Here is a 22,038-nt window from a genome sequence, read left to right as displayed (position 1 = left end):
CAATGGAGATTCATTCATTCCCGCACCCCAATCCCCAGGGTCTTCATCTTGCGGTAGAGGTGCGACCGCTCCAGGCCGAGCACCTCGGCGGCGCGGCTGATGTTGCCTTTGCACTCCTCAATTTTGCGCAGGATGTAGTCGCGCTCGTAGGCTTCGCGGGCGTGTTGCAGGCTTTGGAAGTCCTCCTGCTTGTGGGCGGTGCGCTGGGCGAGCACGGGCAGGTGTTTCTTCTCAATGCGGCGCACCTGCGGGTTGAGGATGAGCACGCGCTCGACCATGTTGCGCAGCTCGCGCACGTTGCCGGGCCAGTGGTATTGCATGAGCGCGTCCACGGCGTCGCGGCTGATCTCGACATGCGTGCGGCCGTACTCGCGGCCAAAGCCCAGCAGAAACTCCGACACCAGCACGGGGATGTCTTCGCGGCGGTCGCGCAGCGGCGGCACGAAGAAGGGAATCACGTTGAGCCGGTAGAAGAGGTCTTCGCGAAAGTTGCCCTTGGCGATCTCGTCTTCCAGGTTCTTGTTGGTGGCGGCGATGACGCGCACGTCCACCTGCAGCGGCTGCGTGGCGCCGATGGGCACAAAGCTCTGCTCATCGAGCACGCGCAGCACCTTGGCCTGCGTCTTGAGGCTCATGTCGCCCACTTCGTCTAGAAAGAGCGTGCCGCCGCTGGCGCGCTCAAAGGTGCCGCGCTTCTCGTTGGGGCCGCCGGCGACGGCGGCGTTGCGGTAGCCGAAGAGCTCGGCCTCGATGAAGTCCTCTGGGATGGCGGCGCAGTTCAGCTCGACAAAGACGCGCTCGCGGCGCAGGCTGCCAGCGTGAATGGCGCGCGCGATGACCTCTTTGCCCGCGCCCGACTCGCCATAGATGAGCACGCGGCCGTTGGTGGGCGCCATGAGCGCGATCTGCTGCCGCAGCGCCTTGGCCGCGACGCTTTCGCCGGAGACGTGCTGCTCGAGCGCGAGCTGGCGGCGGAACTCCAGGTTGTCGCTCTGCAGGCGCTTGGCTTCCATCGCGTTTTTCACCACGATGAGCGTGCGCTCCAGCAGCAGCGGCTTCTCAAGAAAGTCGAATGCGCCGAGCTTGGTTGCCTTCACGGCCGTGGCGATGTTGGCATGGCCGGAGATGACGATGACCTCAGGCCGCGAATCGGTGCCGAGCGTCTGCGCGTTGGCCAGCACGTCGAGGCCGTCGCCGTCAGGCAGCCAGATGTCGAGCAGCATCACGTCATAGGCCGCGTCGTGCAGCAGGGTGCGCGCCTCGGTGGCGGTGGCCGCCGTGGTGACGATGTAGCCTTCTTCCTTGAGGATTTCTTCGAGCGACTGCCGGATCTCGGCCTCGTCATCGACGATGAGAATGTGGTTCATGCCTGGTCGATCTCTCCTGCGGGCCAGCCGCTGGTCTTTGCCGCTGCGGTGTCGTGCGGCAGTGTCAGTGTAGATGGCGCGGCGTCGGCCAGCGGCAGGTTGATGACAAAGCGCGTGCCCTTGGGCGCGTTGTGCTCGGCGCGAATGGTGCCGCCGTGGTCCTGCACGATTTTTGCGGCGATGGTGAGGCCGAGGCCGGTGCCGCGCTGCTTGGTGGAGAAGTAGGGCAGGAAGAGCCGCTCGCGCATCTCCTCGGTGAGGCCGGAGCCGGTGTCGGCGATGACGATTTCGGCCATGCCTGCGGTCTCGCTGAGGCAGGTTTCAATCGAGAGCACGCGCAGCAGGCTGTCATGCATGGCCTCGGCGGCGTTGTCGATGAGGTTGGCGAGCGCGCGCTTGAGGGCCTCGGCGTCGGCCATGACGGGTGGCAGCGGGTCCGCCAGGTGCTGCTCGATGCGGATGCCGTCGAGGCGGTCTTCAAACTGCAGCACGGCGCTCTCGGCAATGTTGTTGAGGTCGGCGGGGCAAGGCATGGCGGCGGGGAACTCGGCGAGGACGCCGAACTGGTCCACGAGACGCCGCACGGACTCGGCGGCGCTCAGAATGATGTCGCAGCAGCGCTCGATGACCTGCTGGGACTCGGGCGTGTTGCGCGCGTTGTGCCGCCGGATGCGTTCCGCCGAGAGGGTGACGGGCGTGAGCGGATTTTTGATTTCGTGCGCGACGCGCTGCGCGACTTCCTTCCACGCGACCTGGCGCTGCGCGCGCAAGAGTTCGGTGACGTTTTCAATCACCAGAATCGCGCCGCGCTGATGGCCGCCCAGCCTGACGGCGGCCATGGTGAGGGCGAGATTGAGGGTGACGCCGTCGCGGCGCAGCTCCAGCTCGGTGCTGGCGAGGCCCATGCGGCGGGCGCGGCGGTCGAGCTCGAGCACGTCGTCGCGCACCTCGGCGGGAATGACCCCGGCGAGCGGCGCGCCTTCCCGGCTGGTGCCGCCCGGTGCGGGAAAGAGCGCGGCAAAGGCGCGGTTGCAGCCCAGCACATGACGCCCGGCATCGAGCGTGAGCACGGCGCTGGGAATGGTTTCAAGAATGGTCTCGAGCTCGTTGCGGCGTGTTTCGAGCGTCTGGTTGGCGGTGGAGAGCTGCTGCGTATAGTAGTCGGCGAGCAGGCGGCTCTGCTCGAGGTCAGAGGCCATTTCGTTAAAGGAGCGGACCAGCTCACCCAGCTCCTGCGAGGCGTTGACGGTGACACGCTGGTAGTAGTGGCCCTGGCTGATCTCGCTCATGGCGTCGGCGAGGGCCTCGACGGGGCGGGTGATCTGCTTGGAGAGGTAGAGCGCGAGCCAACTGCTGGAGAAAAACACCAGCGCCGTCAGCATGAGTAACAGCAGCAGATACATACTGCGAATGGTGCGCCGCTGGCGGTAGATGGCCCAATACTGGCGTGCTCCGGCGCTGAGGGTGTCAAGATTGGGCGGCAGTTCGGCGGGCACGGGCAGGCCGACCACGATGAGGCCGCCGTTGTTGAGGCTGGCCGCTCCTAAGGCGTACTCCGTGCCGGCCGCGCTCAGAATTGGGTCGTCGCTGCTCTGAGCCGCCTGCAGAATGGCCAGGGAGAGCGGCAGCGCGGGGGGGCGCGTGGCGTGTTCCCGGGAGTCTCGTTCGGAGTCTTCGAGCCAGGAGTGCAGAGAGGCCGTCTGCGCCCGCGCGGGCAACTGGTAGCCGGCGCGCAATTGCGCATCCTCATAAATGGCGACAAAGCCGCCCTGCAGCGTGAGGCGGTGGCGCTTCATCTCCTGGGTGATGGCGGCTTCGCGGGCCTTTTGTGCACTGGCGGAGGCGGTTCCCGGCGGCGGAGCGGCGAAGGCTGGCGAACTGGCGAGCGAGTCCGCCTCGGCGCGCGCGTTGGCGCTCATGTAGCTGGCCAGCTCCACTGCAATGGAGCGCGAGGCCTCGCGCAGATCGGTGGAGGGCTGCGAGAACCATCGGTCAATGGAGCGGTTCATCAGCAGGTAGCTGAAGAGAAACATGAAGAGCGCGGGCGCGAATGAGAGGATGAGCGCGCCCAGAATCATGCGCGAGCGCAACCGCGAGCCCAGCACGCGGCTCTGCTGATCGGCCAGCAGCTTGAGAATGTTGCGGGCCAGCAGCACGATGAGCGTGACCAGCAGCAGAAAGCTGACAATGGAGATCGCGGTGAACAGGTAGATTTCGCCCGCCGATTGGGGGTGCAGAAAGTGCAGGTTAAAGGCATTGAGCATGCTCAGCGCCAGCAGCAGCAGCAGCATGCAGATGGCCAGAAAGGCCGGATAGCGTTTTGGTTTTGATCCAGGCAAAAACTCTCCCGCGCGTGACGCCGTGGCTCGCCAGAGCGCTTGCGCCGTATTATAAGGTTCTGCAGGTTCAACGGGTTGCGCATCGATAGAGGCAACCTCAGTGCTTCATAAAACATTCATAGAAAGGCACAACTGCGGCTCCCCGGGCCGCATCTCAATAGGCCGATGAAAAACAAAGTCTCTTTTGCTTTCGCGAGCAGTTTAGTGCTGTCAGCCGCGCTGATTGTGTCCGGCTGCAGTAAGAAGAGTGCTGATAACACGCAGAACTCTACCCAACCGGCAGCGGCGGCAAGCCAGACGGCTGCACCGGCTGCCAGCAGCACGGCGCAGTCCACGCCACCGCCTCCGCCCGCGGATAATTCTTCTTCTTCTTCTTCTTCTTCCTCTTCTTCCTACAGTTCGCGTCCGGCGCGCGCGCGTCGTGCGCCTTCGCCGCCGCCCGCGCAGGTGATTCCGGCAGGCCGGGATATTCGCGTGCGCATCAACCAGGATCTCGGCTCGAAGATCAGCCAGAGTGGTGACACCTTCAGCGCGACCGTGGAGAATGCGATCACGGACTCCAACGGCAATGTTGTGGTTCCTCGCGGCGCGCGCGCCGAGGGCGCGGTGCTTGAGGCGAAGCCACTCGGGCGCTTCAAGGGCGGCGCTGTTCTGGCGATTCGCCTGGAACGCATCGACGTGCAGGGGCACAGCTTCCCCGTCATGACCAGCAGCATCTCTCGCGTGGAAAAGGGCAAGGGACGCCGTTCGCTGGGCTTTATTGGCGGCGGTGCGGGCCTGGGTGCTCTGATTGGCGGTCTGGCTGGCGGCGGCAAGGGCGCGCTCATTGGCGCGGCAGCCGGCGCTGGAGCCGGCACGGCCGGCACGGCCTTCACCGGCAACAAGAACATTGTGATTCCGGCGGAGTCGATTCTGACCTTCCGTCTGGAGCACTCGGTTCGTCTGCAGTGAGGGAATACCATTTGCAAACAAGAGAGGCGCGGCTCATGAGCCGCGCCTCTTCTGTTTGCTTGTGAAAATATCCGTTCCGCTGGCAGCGAGATTTACTGCAGCAGCGACAGGATGCCTTCCCAGTCCTTGTTCTGCGACACGGCGACCGGCTCGCAGGTCAGCACGCCGTTGTAGGTGTTCACGCCGTCGCTGAGGCCGCGGTCTTCCAGAATGGCGGCCTTGGCGCCCAGACGGGCCAGCCGCATCACGTAGGGGAAGGTGGCGTTGGTGAGCGCGAGCGTGGAGGTGTTCGGCACCGCCGCCGGCATGTTGGTGACGCAGTAGTGGACGACACCGTCTACCTCGTAGGCGGGGTCGCTGTGCGTGGTGGGCCGGGCCGTCTCAATGCAGCCGCCCTGATCGATGGCCACATCGACAATGACCGCGCCCTTCTTCATTTGTGAAACCATCTCGCGGGTCACGATCTTCGGCGCGGCTGCGCCGGGAATCAGCACGCCGCCGATCACCAGATCGGCCTCACGCACGGCCTGCGCCACGTTGTAGCTGTTGGAGGCGAGCGTGTAGAGGCGGCCGTTGAAGATGTCGTCCAGCTCGCGCAGGCGGTTGAGGTTCAGGTCTACCAGGGTGACCTTGGCTCCCATGCCGAGGGCGATCTTCGCGGCGTTGGTGCCGACGATGCCGCCGCCAATGATGCACACGTTGGCCGGGGGTACGCCCGGAACGCCGCCGAGCAGCAGCCCGCGGCCGCCGCGCTCTTTTTCAAGATAGGAAGCGCCCACCTGCACGGACATGCGGCCCGCCACTTCGGACATGGGCGTGAGCAGCGGCAGCGTGTTGTGCCGGTCACGAATCGTCTCATAGGCGATGCCGGTGACCTTCTTCTTGAGAAGCTGATCAGTCAGCACCGGCAGCGGAGCCAGATGCAGATAGGTGAACAGCACCAGCCCCTCGCGGAAGAAGATGTACTCCTTCTCGACGGGCTCCTTGACCTTGACCACCATCTCGGCGTGGCCCCATACCTCGGCGGCGTTGCCGGCTATTTCAGCGCCGGCGGCCTGGTACTCGTCGTCGGTGAAGGCCGACAGCTCGCCCGCGCGGGTCTCCACCAGCACCTTGTGGCCGGCGGCGGTCAGCTCTTTGGCGCCGGCCGGCGTAATGCCGACGCGGCTCTCGTGGTCTTTGACTTCCTTGGGTACTCCGATAATCATCTGATTCCTCTGCACTTCCTGCTACATCGTGAAGCAACTACCGCAGCCCGCCGGGAAGCCACGTTGGCTGTTGGGGGCAAACTCCAAAGAATAACGTATTCCCGGGCAAAATGCGCGCCGACGCGGATGAAATCAGGCTTTCAAGGGCAATCGGTTATGCTGTGCGAGATGACCCAGATTCGAACAGTTTCGTTCCATCAAAGCCGAGCTTCGGTCAATCTCGACCTGCTGCGCGCTCTGGCCGCATTCCTGGTCCTGGTCTCGCATTGGCGGGCGCTGCTGTTCATCGACTTTCCCGAGATTGCCTCGCACAAACTGCGCGCGCTGCTGGCTGTGCCGTATGTGCTCACGGGCGCGGGCCATCAGGCCGTCATCATCTTTTTTGTGTTGAGCGGATTTCTCATTGGCAGCAGCGTCTGGCGCAAGACAGGCCAGAAACGTTGGGACTGGCGTGATTATCTGCTGCATCGCCTCACGCGGCTGTGGCTCGTGCTGATTCCCGCGCTGGTGCTCTGCGCCCTGTGGGATGCTATCGGCCTGCACAGCCACGCGGCCACGCTGCTCTATACGGGCCAGGTGTCCAATCATGTGACTTCCAACGTGCAGCAACGGCACAACTGGGGCACTTTTTTCGGCAACCTCTTTTTCCTGCAGGACACGGTGACCCATACCTTCGGATCGGACGGGCCGCTGTGGAGTTTGGCGAACGAGTTCTGGTATTACCTGCTCTTTCCCTGCGCCATTATCGCGCTGCGCCCGGGAAGCGGCTGGGCCCGCCGCCTGACGCACGCCGCGCTTTTTCTGGTGATGGCCGTCTTTCTGTCGCGCTCCATTCTGCTGCTTTTTCCGGTCTGGCTGGCCGGGGCGGCGCTGGCGTTCTTTCCGCTGCCGCAGATCCCTGCGCGGATGCGCCCCATCATCATCGCGGCCTATGTGCCTGTCTTTTTCTTTCTGGCGAAGGTCCACGGACTGAATGGCACGGTGTCGGACTATCTGCTGACGCTCGCGACCATTCCGTTGATGCTGGCCCTGCTCAGCTACCGTATCGAGGCCAAGCCCTCGACCGAAGTTGCCGTCAGCCGCCGGGCTGCCGGGTTCTCGTACACGCTTTACCTGGTGCATGTGCCGTTTTTGACTCTGCTCACGGCGCTGCTGCTGCATGACCATCGCTGGCAGCCGACGTGGGCGCACCTGGGTTTTGCGCTGTGCCTGCTGCTGGCCGCGACCGGCTATGCTTACCTGCTGGCCAGCGTCACGGAGTTCCATACGGAAAAGGTGCGCGACTTTGTGAAGGCGCGCCTGAATTTTCTATTCCCGGCGCAGTCAGTCGCTACAAAATAATTCTGAGTGGGGCGTCCCACGTCCGTTGCCGGACGTGGGAGAAAGATGGACGGACGCCGCAGGCGCGTGTGCCTGGACGGCCAGTCCTAGTCTGCGTTGTCAATCTGCGCGCGCTGCAGTTTGTCCGAGTAGTCCACGTAGACGGACTTCCAGGTGGTGTAGAAGTCGAGCGCGCCCGTGCCGCCCTCGCGGTGCCCGTTGCCGGTCTGCTTCACGCCGCCAAAGGGCAGGTGGACCTCCGCGCCGATGGTGGGCGCGTTGATGTAGGTGATGCCGGCCTCGAGATCGCGCATGGCCCGGAAGGCCAGGTTTACGTCGCGCGAGTAGAGCGCGGTCGAAAGCCCGTACTGGATGCCGTTGGCGATCTTTACGGCATCGTCAAAGCCGTCGCACTCGATGACGCTCACCACCGGCCCGAAGACCTCTTCCTGCGCGATGCGCATGCCCGGCTTCACCCGGCCAACCACGGTGGGAGCGAAGAAGGTGCCCCTGGCATGCGCGCCGCCGGTGAGCCGCTCGCCGCCGCAGAGCAGCTCCGCGCCCTCTGCTTTGGCGATGGCGCAGTAGTTTGCCGAGGTCTCGATCTGCTGCTGGTTCACCTGCGGGCCCATCTGGATGGCTTCGTCGAGGCCGTCGCCGACGCGAAGACTCTTCGCCCGCTCCACCAGCCGCGCTGTAAATTCGCCTGCCACGGCCTTGTCCACAATGATGCGGCTGGTCGCGGTGCAGCGCTGCCCGGTCGTGCCGAACGCGCCCCACAGCGCGCCCTCAAGCGCGAGGTCAAGATTGGCATCGGCCAGCACGATCATGGCGTTTTTGCCGCCCATTTCGAGCGAGCAGGGCTTGAAGCGCGCCGCCGCGTTCTGCCCGACGATGCGGCCTACCTCGCTTGATCCGGTGAAGGAGACGGCGCGCACGCCGGGGTGCTCGACGATCGGTGCGCCCGCCTCGGGGCCGTAGCCGGTGACGATGTTCACGACGCCTGCGGGCAGTCCGGCGTCGATGAGCGTTTCGACGAGATGGATGGTCGAGAGCGGCGTGTCTTCCGCCGGCTTGATGACGCAGGTGTTGCCGCAGACCAGGGCAGGGAAGAGCTTCCACGAGGGAATCGCCATGGGGAAGTTCCAGGGCGCGATCATGCCCACCACGCCCACGGGCATGCGCACGGACATGGCGAATTTGTTCTGCAGCTCAGACGGGGTGGTCTGGCCAAAGAGGCGGCGGCCCTCGCCGGCCATGTAAAAGGCCGTGTCGATGGCCTCCTGCACGTCGCCACGCGTCTCACTCAGCACCTTGCCCATTTCGCGGGTCATGGCGCGGGCATACTCCTCTTTGCGCTGGGTGAGCAGCTCGCCGGTGCGGTAGAGAATCTCTGCCCTCTTGGGCGCGGGCGTCAGCCGCCAGGTCTTGTAGGCCTCCTCGGCGGCCTCGACGGCGTCGGCCACGTCTTCGGCGCCCGAGAGCGCAAACTCGCCCACCACGTCGTCGTGGTTCGCCGGATTCACATTGAGAAAGGTCTTGCCGCTGCGGGCCGGAACCCACCGGCCGCCGATCAGATTCTGATAAGACTTGGTCGCCACGCTTGAAAGCTCCTGACTGGTTAAAGAAAAGGGAACAGGGAGGAAAACTCACCAGCATAGCGGATTGGGGGTTCCATCGCTACCGTGCCGGTTCCCCATTTGGCACTTGCAGCACACAAATTCCCAATCCTGTGCAAATCCCTGCCCCGCGCCCCAAAATATGCACCCCCTTACTCATGACACCGCGCGCGCTGGCCGTACAATACCGGTAGAGTTCTCATAAGAAAACACCCCCGACATGCCTTCAAACGGTTTCCATTCGCGCTCTTCCCGGTCGCACGGCGTGCGATCGCTGTTCAGTGTTTTTTCCAGTGACCTGGCCATTGACCTGGGCACGGCCAACACGCTGGTCTACGCGGCCGGCAAGGGCATTGTCGTCAATGAGCCCTCCATCGTCGCCCTCAATAAGAACACCGGCGAGGTGGAGGCGGTCGGCAAAGAGGCCAAGGAGATGCTGGGCCGCACGCCCGGCAACATCGTGGCCATCAAGCCGATGAAGGACGGCGTCATCGCTGACTTCAAGGTCACCGAAAAGATGCTCAACTACTTCATTCAGAAGGCTCACAACCGCAAGATGATGGTGCATCCGCGCATCGTCATCGGCGTGCCGTCTGAGATCACGCAGGTGGAAAAGCGCGCCGTCGAGGACTCGGCGTATCGCGCCAAGGCCAGTGAAGTGTTTCTGGTGGAGCAGGCCATGGTGGCCGCCATCGGCGCCGGGCTGCCCATCACCGAGCCCAGCGGCAACATGGTGGTGGATATCGGCGGCGGGACTACCGACATCGCCGTCATTTCGCTTTCCGGCATCGTCTACTCGCGCTCGGTCCGCATGGCCGGCAACCAGATGGACGAAGCCATCATGAATTACCTCAAGCGCAAGTACAACCTGCTGATCGGCGAGCGCACCGCCGAGCAGATCAAGATGGAGATCGGCTCCGCCTACCCGCTCGACAAGCCGCTGACCATGGAGATCAAGGGCCGCAACCTCATCGAGGGCGTGCCGAAGACGATCACCATTGACGACAGCGAGATTCGCGAGGCGCTCGGCGAGTGCATCTCGACCATCATGAACGCCATTCGCGTCGCGCTGGAGCGCACCCCCCCTGAGCTGAGCGCCGACATCAGCGACCGCGGCATTGTGCTCACCGGCGGCGGCGCGCTCATCAAGAATCTCGACAAGCGCATTCGCGAGGAGACCGGCCTGCCGGTTTCGATTGCGGACGATCCGCTGGCCAGCGTGGTGCTCGGCACCGGCAAGATGCTCAGCGACTTCCGCCTGCTGCGCAAGATCAAGATCGACTAACGCCGGCCGGACCCGAGCCTCGGAAGAAGGATCGCGGTCCAGCCCGGCCCGGACCAGTGCCATGGAATCGTTTTTCAGCCGTTACAGGAATCCTCTGGTGCTGCTCGCCGTGCTGCTGGTGCAGATCATCGGCCTGGCGGTGCAGGTCCGGCGGCCCTCCTCGGCTCCCGGCGCGCCGGGCGTGCTGCTGATCCGCTCCTGGACGCTTGACCTGCTCGGGCCGCCCGAGCACCTGGTCGCCGCCACCGGCAACGGCATCACCGGGCTTTGGGATAACTACGTCGATCTGATTCACGTCCGGCAAAAGAACCGCCAGCTACTGCAGGAAGTGGACCGCCTGCGCATCGAGCAGGCCGGTCTGGCCGAGGATGCCCGCCAGGCACAGAGGCTGCAGGCCTTGCTCGGCTTCAAGGAGAAGTACATCTACCAGACCGTGGCCGCGCAGGTCATCGGCTCCTCGGGCTCTGACCAGTCGCACCTGCTCATTCTGGACAAAGGCTCGGCTGATGGACTGGAGCGCGATGACGCCGTCATCACGCCGAATGGCATTGTGGGCCGTCTGCGTTCGGTCTTCCAGCATCACAGCCTGCTGCTCGAGATCTCGGACGCCACCAGCGGCGCGGGTGTCGAACTGGCCACCACGCGGCTGCAGGGCGTGCTGCGCGGCAACTCCTACGGGCAGCCGGAGATTGTCGATGTGCTGCCCGACGAGCGCATTCAGCCCGGCAACCCGGTCATCACCAGCGGCGGAGACCAGATCTTTCCGCGCGGCCTGCCCGTCGGCACCGTGGACCGCATTGTGCCTGACCCCGGCCACAGCCCGCTTGTGAACATCCTCATTCATCCGGCCGCGCACCTCAACCGCCTCAATGAGGTGCTCATCATCACCAACACCGCCAGCCAGATGCCGCAGCAGGAAGTCCAGGACATCGCCAACAGCGAGCTGGACCAGGTGCAGCAGAAGGCCGCCGACATTCTGGCCGAGCGCCTGCCGAGCGCCATCGATCCCGAGGCTCCGCCCGAAGAGCTGTTCACCTCCATCGTGAATGGATTCGCCCTTGAGCAGCCGCTGCCGGCGCTGCATCCGCCGGCACCCGCGCAGCCTGACCAGTTCACGCCCGGCCAGACGCCGCCCGCGGCCAGCATGACGCCCGGCGCGCGCAATGGCCCGGTGCGCAACGGCATTGAGCGCGTGCCACGGCGCAATCCCAACCAGCCGCCGCCCGCGGGCATCATCACCGCGCCTACGCCGGGCATTGTGGTCACGGGCAATCCGCCGCCGGCCAATACAAAGACGGGGCAGCCCGCGAAGGCCGCCGCCACGGCGCATCCGGCTTCCTCTCATCCGGCTTCGTCCCATCCGGCGAAGTCTCATGCGGCTGTCACTCAACCGGCGCACAACAAGGCCGCCGCGCACGCCACCTCAGGGGAGGGCCACTGACCATGGCGCTCATGGCGTCGAGCCGGCGCGAAGCCGATGTTCCTGACTATCCGGTCTGGCTGCTGATTCTGCTGCCTATTCTGGCGCTGTGGCTGCAGTCGCTGTTGGCGCTGCATCTGCCTCACTTTGATGTGCTCGATCTGCCGCTGCTGGTCACGATCTATTTCGCCATCACGTGGCGCAACCCCATTGGCGGCACGCTGTGCGGCGCGGCCATCGGCATTCTGCAGGATGTGCCGACGCAGCACCCTCTGGGCGTTTACGGCATCGCCAAGGCCATCATCGGCTATTTTGCGGCTTCGATCGGCATTCGCATTGATACAGAGAGCCTCGGCACGCGCCTGCTGCTGATTCCGGCCTTCACGCTGGTGCATGGCGGCATTGTCTGGCTGCTCGAAACGCACCTCATCGACCAGCCCTATGCCTGGATCTGGTGGCTTGAAGGCCTGCACGCCGTGGTCAACGCCGTGATCGGGGTCATGCTGTTTTCGCTGTTTGACCGCGCCCGCCGCCGCGACTAGGGCCCCGCGCGGAGAGTTTTATTGAAGGAGAGCGGGTGACCCCGGCGTTACCCTGAAACTATGGCAACCAATCGGGACGAGAAACTCTCTCCAGGCAAGCTGACCGCCAGCCAGTACCTGATTGTCGCCATTCTGCTGGTGCTTTCGTTCGGTTTGTGGCGTCTGCAGGTGGTGGGCGCGCAAAACTATCACGCGCTGGCGCAGGCCAACCGCATTCGCAAGGTGCCCATGCTGGCCCCGCGTGGACGCATCTTTGACCGCGACGGCCGCCTCATCGTGGACAACTACCAGTCGGTCACCTGCTACCTGGTGCGCGACCAGAACCATGACATCACGCCCGACCTGCCGCTGATCGCGCGCGGGCTCGACATGACGCTCGATCAGGTCAAGGCCGTGCTGCGGCACTATCGCTACTCGCCGAAGTACCAGCCCATCCCCCTCAAGGAAGACATCACGCCGAGCGAGCAGCAGTTCATCGCCGCGCATGAAGATGAGCTGCCCGAGCTGGACACCATCGAGGAATACCGCCGCCTTTACCCGAAAAACGGCTTTGCCGCCGCGCTCATCGGCTATGTGGGTGAGGTCAGCGAGGCCATGCTCAATAACCCTCGCTATGCCTACTACCAGCCGGGCGACGTGGTGGGCGAGTCGGGCGTCGAGGAGTCCTACGACCCCATTCTGCGCGGCGTGGATGGCTCGCGCGACATCATTGTGAACAGCCATGGCCGCGAGGTGGGCGTACTCGGTACCGAACCGGCCAAGCCCGGCACGGATCTGCGGCTGACCATCGACCTCGACATTCAGCGCGCGGCCGAGAATGCGCTCGGCAACCGCAACGGGGCCGTCGTCGCGCTCGATCCGCACACCGGCGAGATTCTGGCGCTTGTCAGCCATCCCACGTTTGACCCGAATGCCTTCACCACGCACATCAGCCGCAAGGAGTGGGACGCGCTCGTCACCGATCCGGAGCATCCGCTGATGGACAAGGCCATCCAGGCGCTCTCGGCTCCCGGCTCAACCTTCAAGCTCATCATGGCCGTGGCCGGACTTCAGACCGGCATCGCGCAAAACCTCAACGTCGATTGCCAGGGCGGAGCCTACTTCTACGGTCATTGGTTTGCCTGCGATTCGCATCATGGCGAAGTGAACATCAACAACGCCATCCCTTACTCCTGCGACACCTACTTCTACACGCTCGCGCAGAAGCTCGGCATCGACACCATCGCGCACTGGGCGCACAAGTTTGGCATCGGCCAGAAGACCGGCGTGGACCTGCCGGGCGAGGCCGCCGGCACGATGCCCTCCACCGCATGGAAGATGAAGACCTTTCATCAGCCCTGGTACCCCGGCGAAACCATCTCGGTTGGCATCGGCCAGGGAGCCATTCAGGTCACGCCCATCCAGATGGCCCGCGCCCTCGGCGGCATCGCCAGCGGAGGCGTGCTCAAGCGCCCGCACGTGGTCTTCCCGAGCGAGCTGCCGCCGGAGTATTACAAGGCCATGCTCGCCAACTATCCCGGCTCGGGCAATGTGACCGTGCCCATCTCCACGGCTACGTGGGAGACGGTGACCGACGCGATGGCTAACGTCACGCAGTCGCCCATCGGCACCGCGCACAGCTCTGAGTTGCAGGGCATTGATTTCGCCGGAAAAACCGGCACCGCGCAGGTCGTCAGCCAGGACTTCGGCGCGAAGGGCATCTCGCACGTGGCCGCGCAGCGCCCCAATGCATGGTTCGTCGGCATGGCGCCGCGCCGCAACCCTGACATTGTGGTGGCTGTTTTCTGGGAGCATGGCGGATGGGGCACCGACGTGGCCCACATCGCCGCGCAGGTCATCGACGCCTATGTGACCAAGCAGCGCCGCCTGCGGCACAACCTCGTCGCCGGCGAGTCTGCGCCCGCAGCGGCTCCGGCTTCGGCTTTGCCAGCTTCTTCCGGGTCTGCTTCCACGCCGGTGAAGCCTGCGAAAACCGACGCCAGCACCTCCGGCAAATCGAACGGGAAGCAACAGACCGGCAAGGTCGATGTGGGCGCCATCTGGTCCGATCCCGAACATCCGGCTTTTCTGGGCGGACGCCCGCTGTCCTCATTCCACCGGACCAGCCGCAGCCAGGCCGCGGCGTTGGCCTCGGTCTACGCCGGACACTTCTTTGTTCATCCCAGCGGCCCGCGCAAAGCGAACCGCAGATAATCAGGGTGCCTTGTGAGCACCCTGAAGAACTAAGGACGTTGACTGGAGCGGGTCTCATTAATATTTGGCTGGTGATCGGGGAAAGGATGAGACTCGCCGCCGAAGCCGGGCTCATGCTCCCGCCGGAGCTGGACATCCGGACAGGAGCCCGGTTCTAGAACTCATTCTCGTCCACCAGCGGCGCGCCGAAACCTCTCACGAGGGCCCGCCATGCATTCGCCAGGCTGTCCGCCTGCTGCTCAGAAATATCCGGGCGAAGCACGATGGTTCCACGCGCGTTTTCGTTGCAATAGGTGCTGTCACAGTGAAAGTCAATTGCCCAGTTTATGTTATAGGCCCTTCTTACGGTGATCCTATCCAGGAATGCTAGGTTAATGACTCCAGCTATCTTCTTTTTCCCGTTGTCGTCTTTTCCAATCCCGGCACAGTCTCCGGCGCTGTGTCCATCTTCGCTGCGGAGCCAGACCTCTGCATCGTAGGTGACCATCAACAGCCCATGTATGTCAGGTGGGGCCATAAAATGAGTCGCCCGGAAACCGCCGCAGACAGCATCGTCGTCGTGAGCGTCCAGAAATTTGACCGCGTCCATCGCCTTTTGCGCTTCTGCCGGAGTGGGCTTGCGGACAGGCACCTTCGGCAGGTTGTCCGCGCCCCCGGCGCTCTGAGCCGCAAGCATCATGGGCATCGCTGTCGCCGCAAGCGCAAACAGCATGACCGCGAGACGAGCGATCTTCACTGCAATTCCTTTTTGAGATGTACTGACCATGGATGCGTCCCTTTCTTGTTTTCCTACGATGATTCCCGTCACTTTGATAAGCGTCTGCCTGTCTGTTCGCCAGTTGAATGAAGCTCGGAAGAGCCGTGCGCATTGGCCCATATCAGGTGCTGCGCCAATGCGCACGGGAGATAGAGAAAACCTTCTTACTCATCGACGCGCGTTGTGCCGTCGGGAACCCAGTGAGACTCCTTCATCTGCACGCCGCCATTGCTGTTGTCATAGGTGGTCCGGGATTTAATTGCTCACCTTTATCGTTCCCGGGGGCATCCACTTGAGATGGTCGATGAGATACGCCTGCCTGGAATAGTTGTACTCGTTGATTTGCGACCAAAAGGTGATGGCTCCGGCAGGATTGTCGAAAGCCCGGCACTGGGCAGAGAACCCGATTCCGTAGCTGGACATGTTCGCGTTCTGCAGCCCGTACTCTTCCTTCACCATTGCAACGAACTGCTTCTGGTAGCCGCTGGGCGTAGGATTCCCGATCCGGTTGGGCTGGTCGAACAATCCATCCTCTCCCTCGAAAACCGGAGTCACTACGATTCTCGCCGCGGAGGTTGGCGAAGGCGACCAGCTTGCCTGGCAGTAACCATAGTTGCCGGAAGCGTGAGCGCTTGTACTGAAAAGAATTGCTGCGATTAGTCCTGGAATGAACTTCGACACGGACCGCATTTCTGCGACCTCCTGATGAGTTGAGTTTTGACTTGTACAGCCTCAGTTGCAGAGCTGCTCGCATATCCAGCCGTATAGCGTTCTCCGGGTTCAGGAAAAGATGAGAGCGTTTCTTGAACCCGGATATGCCGCCGTTTCGATTGAGCGGTCCTCGATCTACCTAAAAATTCCTTCTGCAGACGTACCGCGCGACCGGGTGCTCGATCTGGGTGCCGTCTAGATTTCTGGGGTAGTAGCTGGGATATGGGCACGCATAGTAGGTCAGGTGTTTGATGCCCGACAGCAACGTATTGTCCACCTTGCCCGGATCGTCATATTCGGTCATGGGACGTCCTGAGTCGTCGGTGAAGAACAAAATGGTCGCCTTCTGCGTGCAGCTGCTGACGAATTCCAGCACGCGGTTGCTCGTGTATTGGACGCCGATGCAGTCATTCAAGCCGGCGATGGTGCGGGGAGCGTCCTGCTGGGCGTGCGCGCCTCGGGAAGCGAGAGTCAACAAGACTGCGGCAAAGGGAATGGCGAGGTACTTTTTCATGTTTCAGTGAGTCCTTTCCTCTGGAAGAGCGGCTCGCAGGAGGCGCCTTCCAGCCTCCTGTCTGGGGGCTAATGCGGTGATCCTATCGCTGCCCCGCCATGTATCACTTAACCCAAATGGGAGAAAACGCTTGAGCGGGCGACGGGCTGTTGCTATGCTGAGTTCCCCCGAAGGCCACGAACGCCTCCACCGTTTGGCAAGGATTGTTTTCAGACAGAGTGAACTCTCTGAGTCTGCGGGGGCAGGTCCATTCAGGGGTAACTGGGACGGTCTTCCACGGAACGAAGGAGCACCGCATGTACGCCAATCCTGAACAGGCATTCGGTGGAACGGCCCGGCTGTTGGGCCTGATCGAGACCATTTACTCCGCTGTGCAGCAGCCGGAGCTCTGGCCCGCCGTGATGGAAGGCATCGCCGAGGCGGTTCATGGCGAATCCACCACGATGTTTGCCATGCTTCCCAGCGAGCAACTGTTTTCCATGGCCCGCACCGACCCCGCGGCCATGCAGCAGTACGTGAGCCACTATGCCTCGATCAACGTGCTCAGCCACCATTGCGACGAGGCGTTTCCAGACGGCACGGTGCGTTACGGCCATATCGCCATGCCGGCCCGCGAGCTTGAGAAAACGGAGTTCTACAGCGACTTCTTCCGCCCATACAACATGCACCATTCCTTTGGAATCAAGGTGCCGCTGGGAAATCTGCCCCCCGTGTACATGAGCTGCCAGCGTCCCAGGACGGCCGAGCCTTTTAGCGAGCGCGAAGGCGTGGTGTACGAAACGCTGATGCCCCACCTGCAGCGCGCCCTGATGCTCTACGTGCAGTTCACCCAGACCCAATCGAAGGTGCTGGGGCTGGAGTCGGCGCTCGACTCCCTTGGGCACGCCGTCTTCGGCCTCGACCGCAAAGGCAGAGTCATCCTCTCCAACCGGAAAGCGGAGGCAATTGTCCAGGCTGCCACCGCGCTTCGTCTCGATCGTGGCAGGCTGGCCGCAGTCTTTCCCGAACAAAACCGCCATCTGCAGAAGTGCCTGTCCGATGCGTTAGCTGTGGGTACAGGAACGGGTATGTCTCCCGGCAGCCCGTTGCTGCTTTATGGCAAGTCGCGCAAGAGTCCTCTGCGAATTGTGGCCGCGCCGTTCATGTCTCCCTTGCCCGGCAGCACGGTACAACTGGCCGCATTGGTCTTTGTCACGGATCCGGCGAGCAGCCCTCCATCAAGAAGCGCAATTCTGACCGCGCTCTACGCTCTCACGCCGATGGAAGCGAGAGTCGCCGATCAGTTGCTGGCTGGCCTCGAAGTGCGGGAGGCCGCAAACTCGCTCGGCATCAGCCTGGAGACAGCGCGCTTCCACACCAAACGAGTGCTCGTGAAGACCGGCACAAGACGCCAGACGGAATTGATGCGGCTCATGTTGTCGCTGCCGCGCATTTAGCCGTTATGCCATTTCTGCTGAAATGCGCTTGCTTCCGGCGAAATGAGTCATCCCCCGGTTCTTGCAGGGGATGACTCGTTGTTCAGTCCCGGCGATTCCTAATCCCCGAGGATGTCGATGGCGACCGGGGCTTTCCTGGGCGGATAGCATGAATTCGTATTCGAGTCGCAGGCCTGATAGCGCAGCGCGGCGTTCAGCAGATGATCTCCGCGCACGGCTGTCACCTTGGCATGCACGGTGAACTCGCCCTCATAGACGCTCAGCTTGTCTTTGGGGAAGGCTTTGAAGGCGAAGGGCTCGCCTGCGGGAAACTGCACCGAAGAAAGCTTCACGTTTGACCCCGCGGGCAGCACCAGCGTCGTGGGAATGTAGCTCTTGTCCGAGGGCACGTGCGAGTTGATATGCAGCCCCGGCAGCACGCGAAAGTGCAGCGCGACTTCAGTCGGCTTGCCCGCGGGCACCTTGATTTGCAGCGGGTAGAGGAATTCGACTGACTGCTTTGGCGTGTTGCTGTTCTGGCTGCCGGTCTGCCATGGCAGATGCATCTGCTGGGCCAGGGCCACGCCCGAGAGCGCCACGGCGATCACGCCCGCGCCGATCCATTTTTTTGCCTGTTGAGACTTCTTCACGCATTGCCTCCTGTGCCGAGCGCTTTTTTGATGTCGGCTTCAATCACGCTGTGGGGTGCGAGCCCGATGGTGCTTGCCACCACTTGTCCGCTGCGGTTGATGAAAAACGTCGTGGGCAGGGCGCTGATGCCGCCGTACTGCTGCTCCACGCTGTCGGTGGCCATCAGCACGGGATAGTTCATGTGAATCTGCTTTGCAAAATCGGTGACCACCTGGTGCGCCTTGGCCGTGTCGCTGTCGTCCAACTGGTCGGTGGAGACGCCCAGCACGGCCAGCCCCTGCGGCCCGTACTGCTGGCGGAAGTCCTCAAACCAGGGAATCTCCACCCGGCACGGCCCGCACCACGTTGCCCAGAAATCGACGATCACGGCCTTGCCCCGATAGCTCTTGAGCGAAATCTTCTTCCCGTCGAGGCTGGTCAGCGTGAAGTCGGGCGCCTGCTCGCCGAGCAGCGGCGTGTCGGGCGCCTGGGTGGCATCGGTGCCCACATGCGCGCTATCAGCCTGCGTCTCGATCTGGTGCAGCTCGGCTTCGAGCGACTGCACCTTCACGTCGTCCTGCTGGCGCGCGGAGTAGTTCTCCACGCCCGCCCAGATCATCAGCCCGAGGCCGGTGACCATCATCAACAGCACAATTGCATTTCGCTTCACGGCGAACCCAAACCCTCTGCCTCTATTGTAGTGATTGGACGCAGCCGGGCGCTCGCCGTCGCCACACGGCGCAAACCCGCCGCGCTCTGGTAGCATGCATCCTTTGAGGAACTCACTTTTTCATGACGCCATCTGATATGCAGCCCGGCCGCACGCCCGCGCAACTGGTCCGCACCGAGGCCGCCGCGCTGCTCGCACTGGCCGAGCGGCTGGAAGGCCCCATGCAGGCCGCCTTTGAGCGCGCCGTGGAGACAGTGATTGCCTGCGGCCGCGACCGGGGCCGCGTCGTGGTCACCGGCATGGGCAAGAGCGGCCTCATCGCGCAGAAAATTGCCGCCACGCTCAGCTCCACCGGTACGCCCGCGCTCTTTCTGCATCCGGCCGAGGCCGTGCATGGCGACCTCGGCATGATTGCCCGGGGCGACGTGGTGCTGGCGCTTTCGGCCAGCGGAGAGACCGAAGAAATCCTGCGCCTGCTAGCCACGCTCAAGCGCATGGGCGACGCGCTGCTGAGCTTCTGCTGCAATCTCAATTCGACGCTCGCCGGGGCCAGCGATGTGGCGCTCGATGTCAGCGTGCCGGGCGAGGCCTGCGACCTGGGTCTCGCGCCCACGGCCTCCACCACGGCGATGCTCGCTCTGGGTGACGCGCTGGCCATTGCCGTGTCGATGCGTAAGGGCTTTCGCGCCGAGGACTTCGCCGAACTGCACCCCGGCGGCAAGCTGGGCAAGCGGCTGGCGCGCGTGCACGAGCTGATGCATGCGGGCGAGGCCCTGCCCCGCGTCACCCCCGCCACGCCCATGAAAGACGTCATCTACGAGATGTCGCGCAAGGGCCTCGGCATGACCACCGTGGTCGAAGACGGGCGGCTTGCGGGCATCCTGAGCGACGGTGATCTGCGCCGCCTGCTGGAGCACGAGGGCGCGGCCTGCCTCGACAAGACCGCCGCCGAGGTGATGAATCCGCGTCCGCAGATCATCGCGCCCGGCGAGCTGGCCGCGCGCGCGCTGCATCGCATGGAAGAGCGCAAGATCACCTCGCTGGTGGTGGTGGATGACGCCGGCGTGCTGCAGGGCGTGCTGCACCTGCACGATCTGTGGGAGACCGAGCTGTTCTAAAGCTCTGCTATTTCCTGTCTCCGCACCAGGCCGGATCCCTCCGCAGCGGCGTCTGCGTGTACTCCGGCGGCTTGCCCTTCGGGCCGTACATCGTGCCGTGAAAGGCTGTGCGCAGACTGCGGGCATTCTTATCGCTGTTCGCCGGGGCGCTCACCGGCCCCCGCAGCGAAACCCGCAGATACTCCGGGCTGGCCGAGCTGCCACTGCCGCTGCTGTCGCCGAATACGTCTCCATCCACCCAGAGCAGCCTCGACGTCAGCTCGGCGTTGGGCGGAACCACGACCGGCAACATCACCGGTCCCGGATGCATGCCCACCGGGGCCTTGCGCGTGACGTCGAGGGGATGATGGTGCGCGTCCTCAAAGCGCAGCCTCGGCAGCGCCGGCACGGTGCAGGCCATGGGGCCCAGATTGCGCAGCACCAGAAGCGTGCCGCTGTGCGACATGCCGTTGAAGGTGCCGTTCTCCGGGTCGAGCGCCAGTGAGAGCCACGAGGCCGGGCATGGCTTTGGGTGTTTCATCAATTTTTTCGCGGGCATCTGCGCCGTGCCTGCCGTTGCCAGGCCCATCGTCACAAAAGCCATCACCGCTGCCATCCCTGTTTTCTTCATCGTGCTTTCGATCCTTTCCTTTTGGTCGAGCGTGTTGCTCGCCAGCGCGTGCTTGTTCCGGAATGAAACCCCGGGACAAAAAACCGGAATGAATTCCCATTTTCTTTTCTTTCTGATGCAGGATGCTACACATCTACTTTCTTCCCCGCGCTCCGGCGTCTATGCTGTTGCTCAGAGCCCGTTGTGATTCGCCGCTTCCTCCGCTTCCGTGACTTTGACTGGCCGCTGCTCGGCATGGTGATGCTGATGTGCATTCTCAGCGTCCTTGAAATTTACAGCGCCACGCTGCACACCAAGTTTGTCGGCTTTGACCGCATGCAGGTGGTCTGGATTCTCGCCGGCCTCTTCGGCATGTTTGCCATGTCGGTGCTCGATTATCACTGGCTGCTCGACGCCTCGGCCTGGCTCTATGGAGTGGCCGTCGTCTCGCTGCTGGCCGTGCTGGTCGTCGGCCAGCGCGTCATGGGCGCGCGCCGCTGGATTCACCTGCCCGGCGGCATTCATTTTCAGCCCTCCGAATGGGTCAAGCTCGTGCTCATCGTGACCATGGCCCGTTACATCGCCGGGCTGTATGGCCGCGATCTCTCCTGGAGCGACGTCTTCAAAGCCATCGCGCTCATCGCCGTCCCCATGATTCTGGTGCTCAAGCAGCCGGACATGGGCACCGCCCTCACCTACTCGCCCATCCTCTTTGCCGGTCTCTTTCTGGGCGGCATCAGTTGGAAGAAGGGCCTCATCCTCATCGTGGCGGGTGTCACGCTCATCGCCGGCGTCTGGATGAGCGGCAAGATCCTCAAGCCCTACCAGAAGGCGCGGCTCACCAGTTTCATCAACCCCAATGCCGACCCGCGCGGCACCGGCTACCAGATTCTGCAGTCGAAGATCGCCGTGGGCGACGGCGGCGTCTTTGGCCGCGGAGCCACCAAGGGAACCCAGACGCAGGGCGACTTTCTGCCCATTCCCTACACCGACTTCATCTTTGCCGCCTTCTCTGAGGAGCACGGCTTTGTGGGTGCGCTCTTCGTCCTGCTGCTATACTTCCTGATATTGATGCGTTTGATTCAAAACGCTCAAACAGCCTCCGACCTGCCCGGTTCGCTCCTTATCATGGGCGTAGTGGCCACTTTGATCTTTGAGATCGCGGTCAATATCGGAATGGTCGTGGGATTGATGCCGGTCACCGGGATCCCGCTTCCGTTAATGAGTTACGGTGGATCCTCGGTGCTGTTCACCTTCCTGGCTCTCGGCATGGTGATGAATGTGCGCATGAGCCGGTTTGTGAATTAGACTCCCCGGCCACAAAAGGTTTTCCGGCAAGGCGGCGCGGTCGCCGCATGACAAGTTTTTTTGAGCAGTACCAAAGAATTTC

Annotated in this window: 19 protein-coding genes; 9 read left to right on the top strand and 10 right to left on the bottom strand. The window is 63.1% G+C overall.

The window, feature by feature from the left end; all coding sequences use genetic code 11:
• Positions 1-14: 14 nt before the first annotated feature.
• Together ACP_RS08120 and ACP_RS08115 are read right to left on the bottom strand one after the other, a co-directional pair.
• Positions 15-1,367 (bottom strand): sigma-54-dependent transcriptional regulator, encoded by a 1,353-nt coding sequence (locus ACP_RS08120; RefSeq protein WP_015896817.1) that lies wholly within the window; start codon positions 1,365-1,367, stop codon positions 15-17.
• Positions 1,364-3,706, bottom strand: coding sequence for a sensor histidine kinase (locus tag ACP_RS08115; RefSeq protein WP_015896816.1), 2,343 nt, complete (start codon positions 3,704-3,706; stop codon positions 1,364-1,366). The genes ACP_RS08120 and ACP_RS08115 overlap by 4 nt, the downstream gene beginning before the upstream one ends.
• Positions 3,707-3,910: 204 nt before the next feature.
• Between ACP_RS08115 and ACP_RS18295 the strand changes: the two genes are divergently transcribed.
• The gene (locus tag ACP_RS18295; RefSeq protein WP_015896815.1) at positions 3,911-4,657 is read left to right on the top strand and encodes a hypothetical protein; all 747 of its coding nucleotides are present in this window, start codon (positions 3,911-3,913) and stop codon (positions 4,655-4,657) included.
• 92 nt (positions 4,658-4,749) lie between these two features.
• Here ACP_RS18295 and ald read toward each other — a convergent pair whose 3' ends face one another.
• A complete protein-coding gene (ald, locus tag ACP_RS08105) occupies positions 4,750-5,865 on the bottom strand; it encodes an alanine dehydrogenase (RefSeq protein WP_015896814.1) in 1,116 nt (371 codons plus the stop codon).
• A 168-nt stretch (positions 5,866-6,033) separates the two neighbouring features.
• Here ald and ACP_RS17335 point away from each other — a divergent pair, with 168 nt between their 5' ends.
• Positions 6,034-7,206, top strand: coding sequence for an acyltransferase family protein (locus ACP_RS17335; protein WP_169305950.1), 1,173 nt, complete (start codon positions 6,034-6,036; stop codon positions 7,204-7,206).
• An 86-nt stretch (positions 7,207-7,292) separates the two neighbouring features.
• Here ACP_RS17335 and ACP_RS08095 read toward each other — a convergent pair whose 3' ends face one another.
• Positions 7,293-8,786, bottom strand: a complete 1,494-nt coding sequence (locus tag ACP_RS08095) for an aldehyde dehydrogenase family protein (protein WP_015896812.1) — start codon at positions 8,784-8,786, stop codon at positions 7,293-7,295.
• A gap of 238 nt (positions 8,787-9,024) precedes the next feature.
• On the opposite strand from ACP_RS08095, the gene ACP_RS08090 reads away from it, so the two are divergent.
• From ACP_RS08090 to mrdA, 4 genes are all read left to right on the top strand, one after another.
• Positions 9,025-10,089, top strand: a complete 1,065-nt coding sequence (locus ACP_RS08090) for a rod shape-determining protein (protein ID WP_041839418.1) — start codon at positions 9,025-9,027, stop codon at positions 10,087-10,089.
• Positions 10,090-10,150: 61 nt separating this feature from the next.
• Positions 10,151-11,530 carry a rod shape-determining protein MreC gene (mreC, locus tag ACP_RS08085; RefSeq protein ID WP_015896810.1) on the top strand — a complete coding sequence of 460 codons (1,380 nt, stop codon included), beginning with the start codon at positions 10,151-10,153 and terminating at the stop codon, positions 11,528-11,530.
• Positions 11,531-11,532: 2 nt separating this feature from the next.
• Positions 11,533-12,051 (top strand): rod shape-determining protein MreD, encoded by a 519-nt coding sequence (gene mreD, locus ACP_RS08080; protein WP_015896809.1) that lies wholly within the window; start codon positions 11,533-11,535, stop codon positions 12,049-12,051.
• 60 nt (positions 12,052-12,111) lie between these two features.
• Positions 12,112-14,244: a penicillin-binding protein 2 gene (gene mrdA / locus ACP_RS08075; RefSeq protein WP_015896808.1), complete on the top strand. Its 2,133-nt coding sequence runs from the start codon at positions 12,112-12,114 to the stop codon at positions 14,242-14,244.
• Between the two features lie 154 nt (positions 14,245-14,398).
• Here mrdA and ACP_RS08070 read toward each other — a convergent pair whose 3' ends face one another.
• The 3 genes from ACP_RS08070 to ACP_RS08060 all read right to left on the bottom strand — a co-directional run bounded on the left by ACP_RS08070 (position 14,399) and on the right by ACP_RS08060 (position 16,226).
• Entirely contained in the window at positions 14,399-15,145 is a 747-nt protein-coding gene (locus tag ACP_RS08070) for a hypothetical protein (protein WP_169305949.1), read from the bottom strand.
• A 111-nt stretch (positions 15,146-15,256) separates the two neighbouring features.
• Entirely contained in the window at positions 15,257-15,556 is a 300-nt protein-coding gene (locus ACP_RS08065; RefSeq protein ID WP_148215088.1) for a hypothetical protein, read from the bottom strand.
• 295 nt (positions 15,557-15,851) lie between these two features.
• Positions 15,852-16,226, bottom strand: a complete 375-nt coding sequence (locus ACP_RS08060; protein ID WP_015896805.1) for a hypothetical protein — start codon at positions 16,224-16,226, stop codon at positions 15,852-15,854.
• Positions 16,227-16,522: 296 nt separating this feature from the next.
• Between ACP_RS08060 and ACP_RS08055 the strand changes: the two genes are divergently transcribed.
• The gene (locus tag ACP_RS08055) at positions 16,523-17,662 is read left to right on the top strand and encodes a helix-turn-helix transcriptional regulator (protein WP_015896804.1); all 1,140 of its coding nucleotides are present in this window, start codon (positions 16,523-16,525) and stop codon (positions 17,660-17,662) included.
• Positions 17,663-17,760: 98 nt separating this feature from the next.
• On the opposite strand, the gene ACP_RS08050 is transcribed toward ACP_RS08055, so the two are convergent.
• On the bottom strand, positions 17,761-18,291 hold the full coding sequence (locus ACP_RS08050; RefSeq protein ID WP_015896803.1) for a protein-disulfide reductase DsbD domain-containing protein: 531 nt from the start codon (positions 18,289-18,291) through the stop codon (positions 17,761-17,763).
• On the bottom strand, positions 18,288-18,941 hold the full coding sequence (locus ACP_RS08045; RefSeq protein ID WP_041839415.1) for a TlpA family protein disulfide reductase: 654 nt from the start codon (positions 18,939-18,941) through the stop codon (positions 18,288-18,290). The genes ACP_RS08050 and ACP_RS08045 overlap by 4 nt, the downstream gene beginning before the upstream one ends.
• Before the next feature lie 122 nt (positions 18,942-19,063).
• Between ACP_RS08045 and ACP_RS08040 the strand changes: the two genes are divergently transcribed.
• A complete protein-coding gene (locus tag ACP_RS08040; RefSeq protein ID WP_015896800.1) occupies positions 19,064-20,059 on the top strand; it encodes a KpsF/GutQ family sugar-phosphate isomerase in 996 nt (331 codons plus the stop codon).
• A gap of 7 nt (positions 20,060-20,066) precedes the next feature.
• On the opposite strand, the gene ACP_RS17330 is transcribed toward ACP_RS08040, so the two are convergent.
• Positions 20,067-20,669: a DUF4232 domain-containing protein gene (locus ACP_RS17330; protein ID WP_083770558.1), complete on the bottom strand. Its 603-nt coding sequence runs from the start codon at positions 20,667-20,669 to the stop codon at positions 20,067-20,069.
• A gap of 186 nt (positions 20,670-20,855) precedes the next feature.
• Here ACP_RS17330 and rodA point away from each other — a divergent pair, with 186 nt between their 5' ends.
• Positions 20,856-21,956: a rod shape-determining protein RodA gene (rodA, locus tag ACP_RS08030; protein WP_041840089.1), complete on the top strand. Its 1,101-nt coding sequence runs from the start codon at positions 20,856-20,858 to the stop codon at positions 21,954-21,956.
• The last annotated feature ends 82 nt before the right edge of the window (positions 21,957-22,038 follow it).

Origin of the sequence: Acidobacterium capsulatum ATCC 51196 (assembly GCF_000022565.1) — a bacterium.
Lineage (GTDB): Bacteria > Acidobacteriota > Terriglobia > Terriglobales > Acidobacteriaceae > Acidobacterium > Acidobacterium capsulatum.
This window is presented reverse-complemented; position numbering and strand designations above follow the sequence as displayed.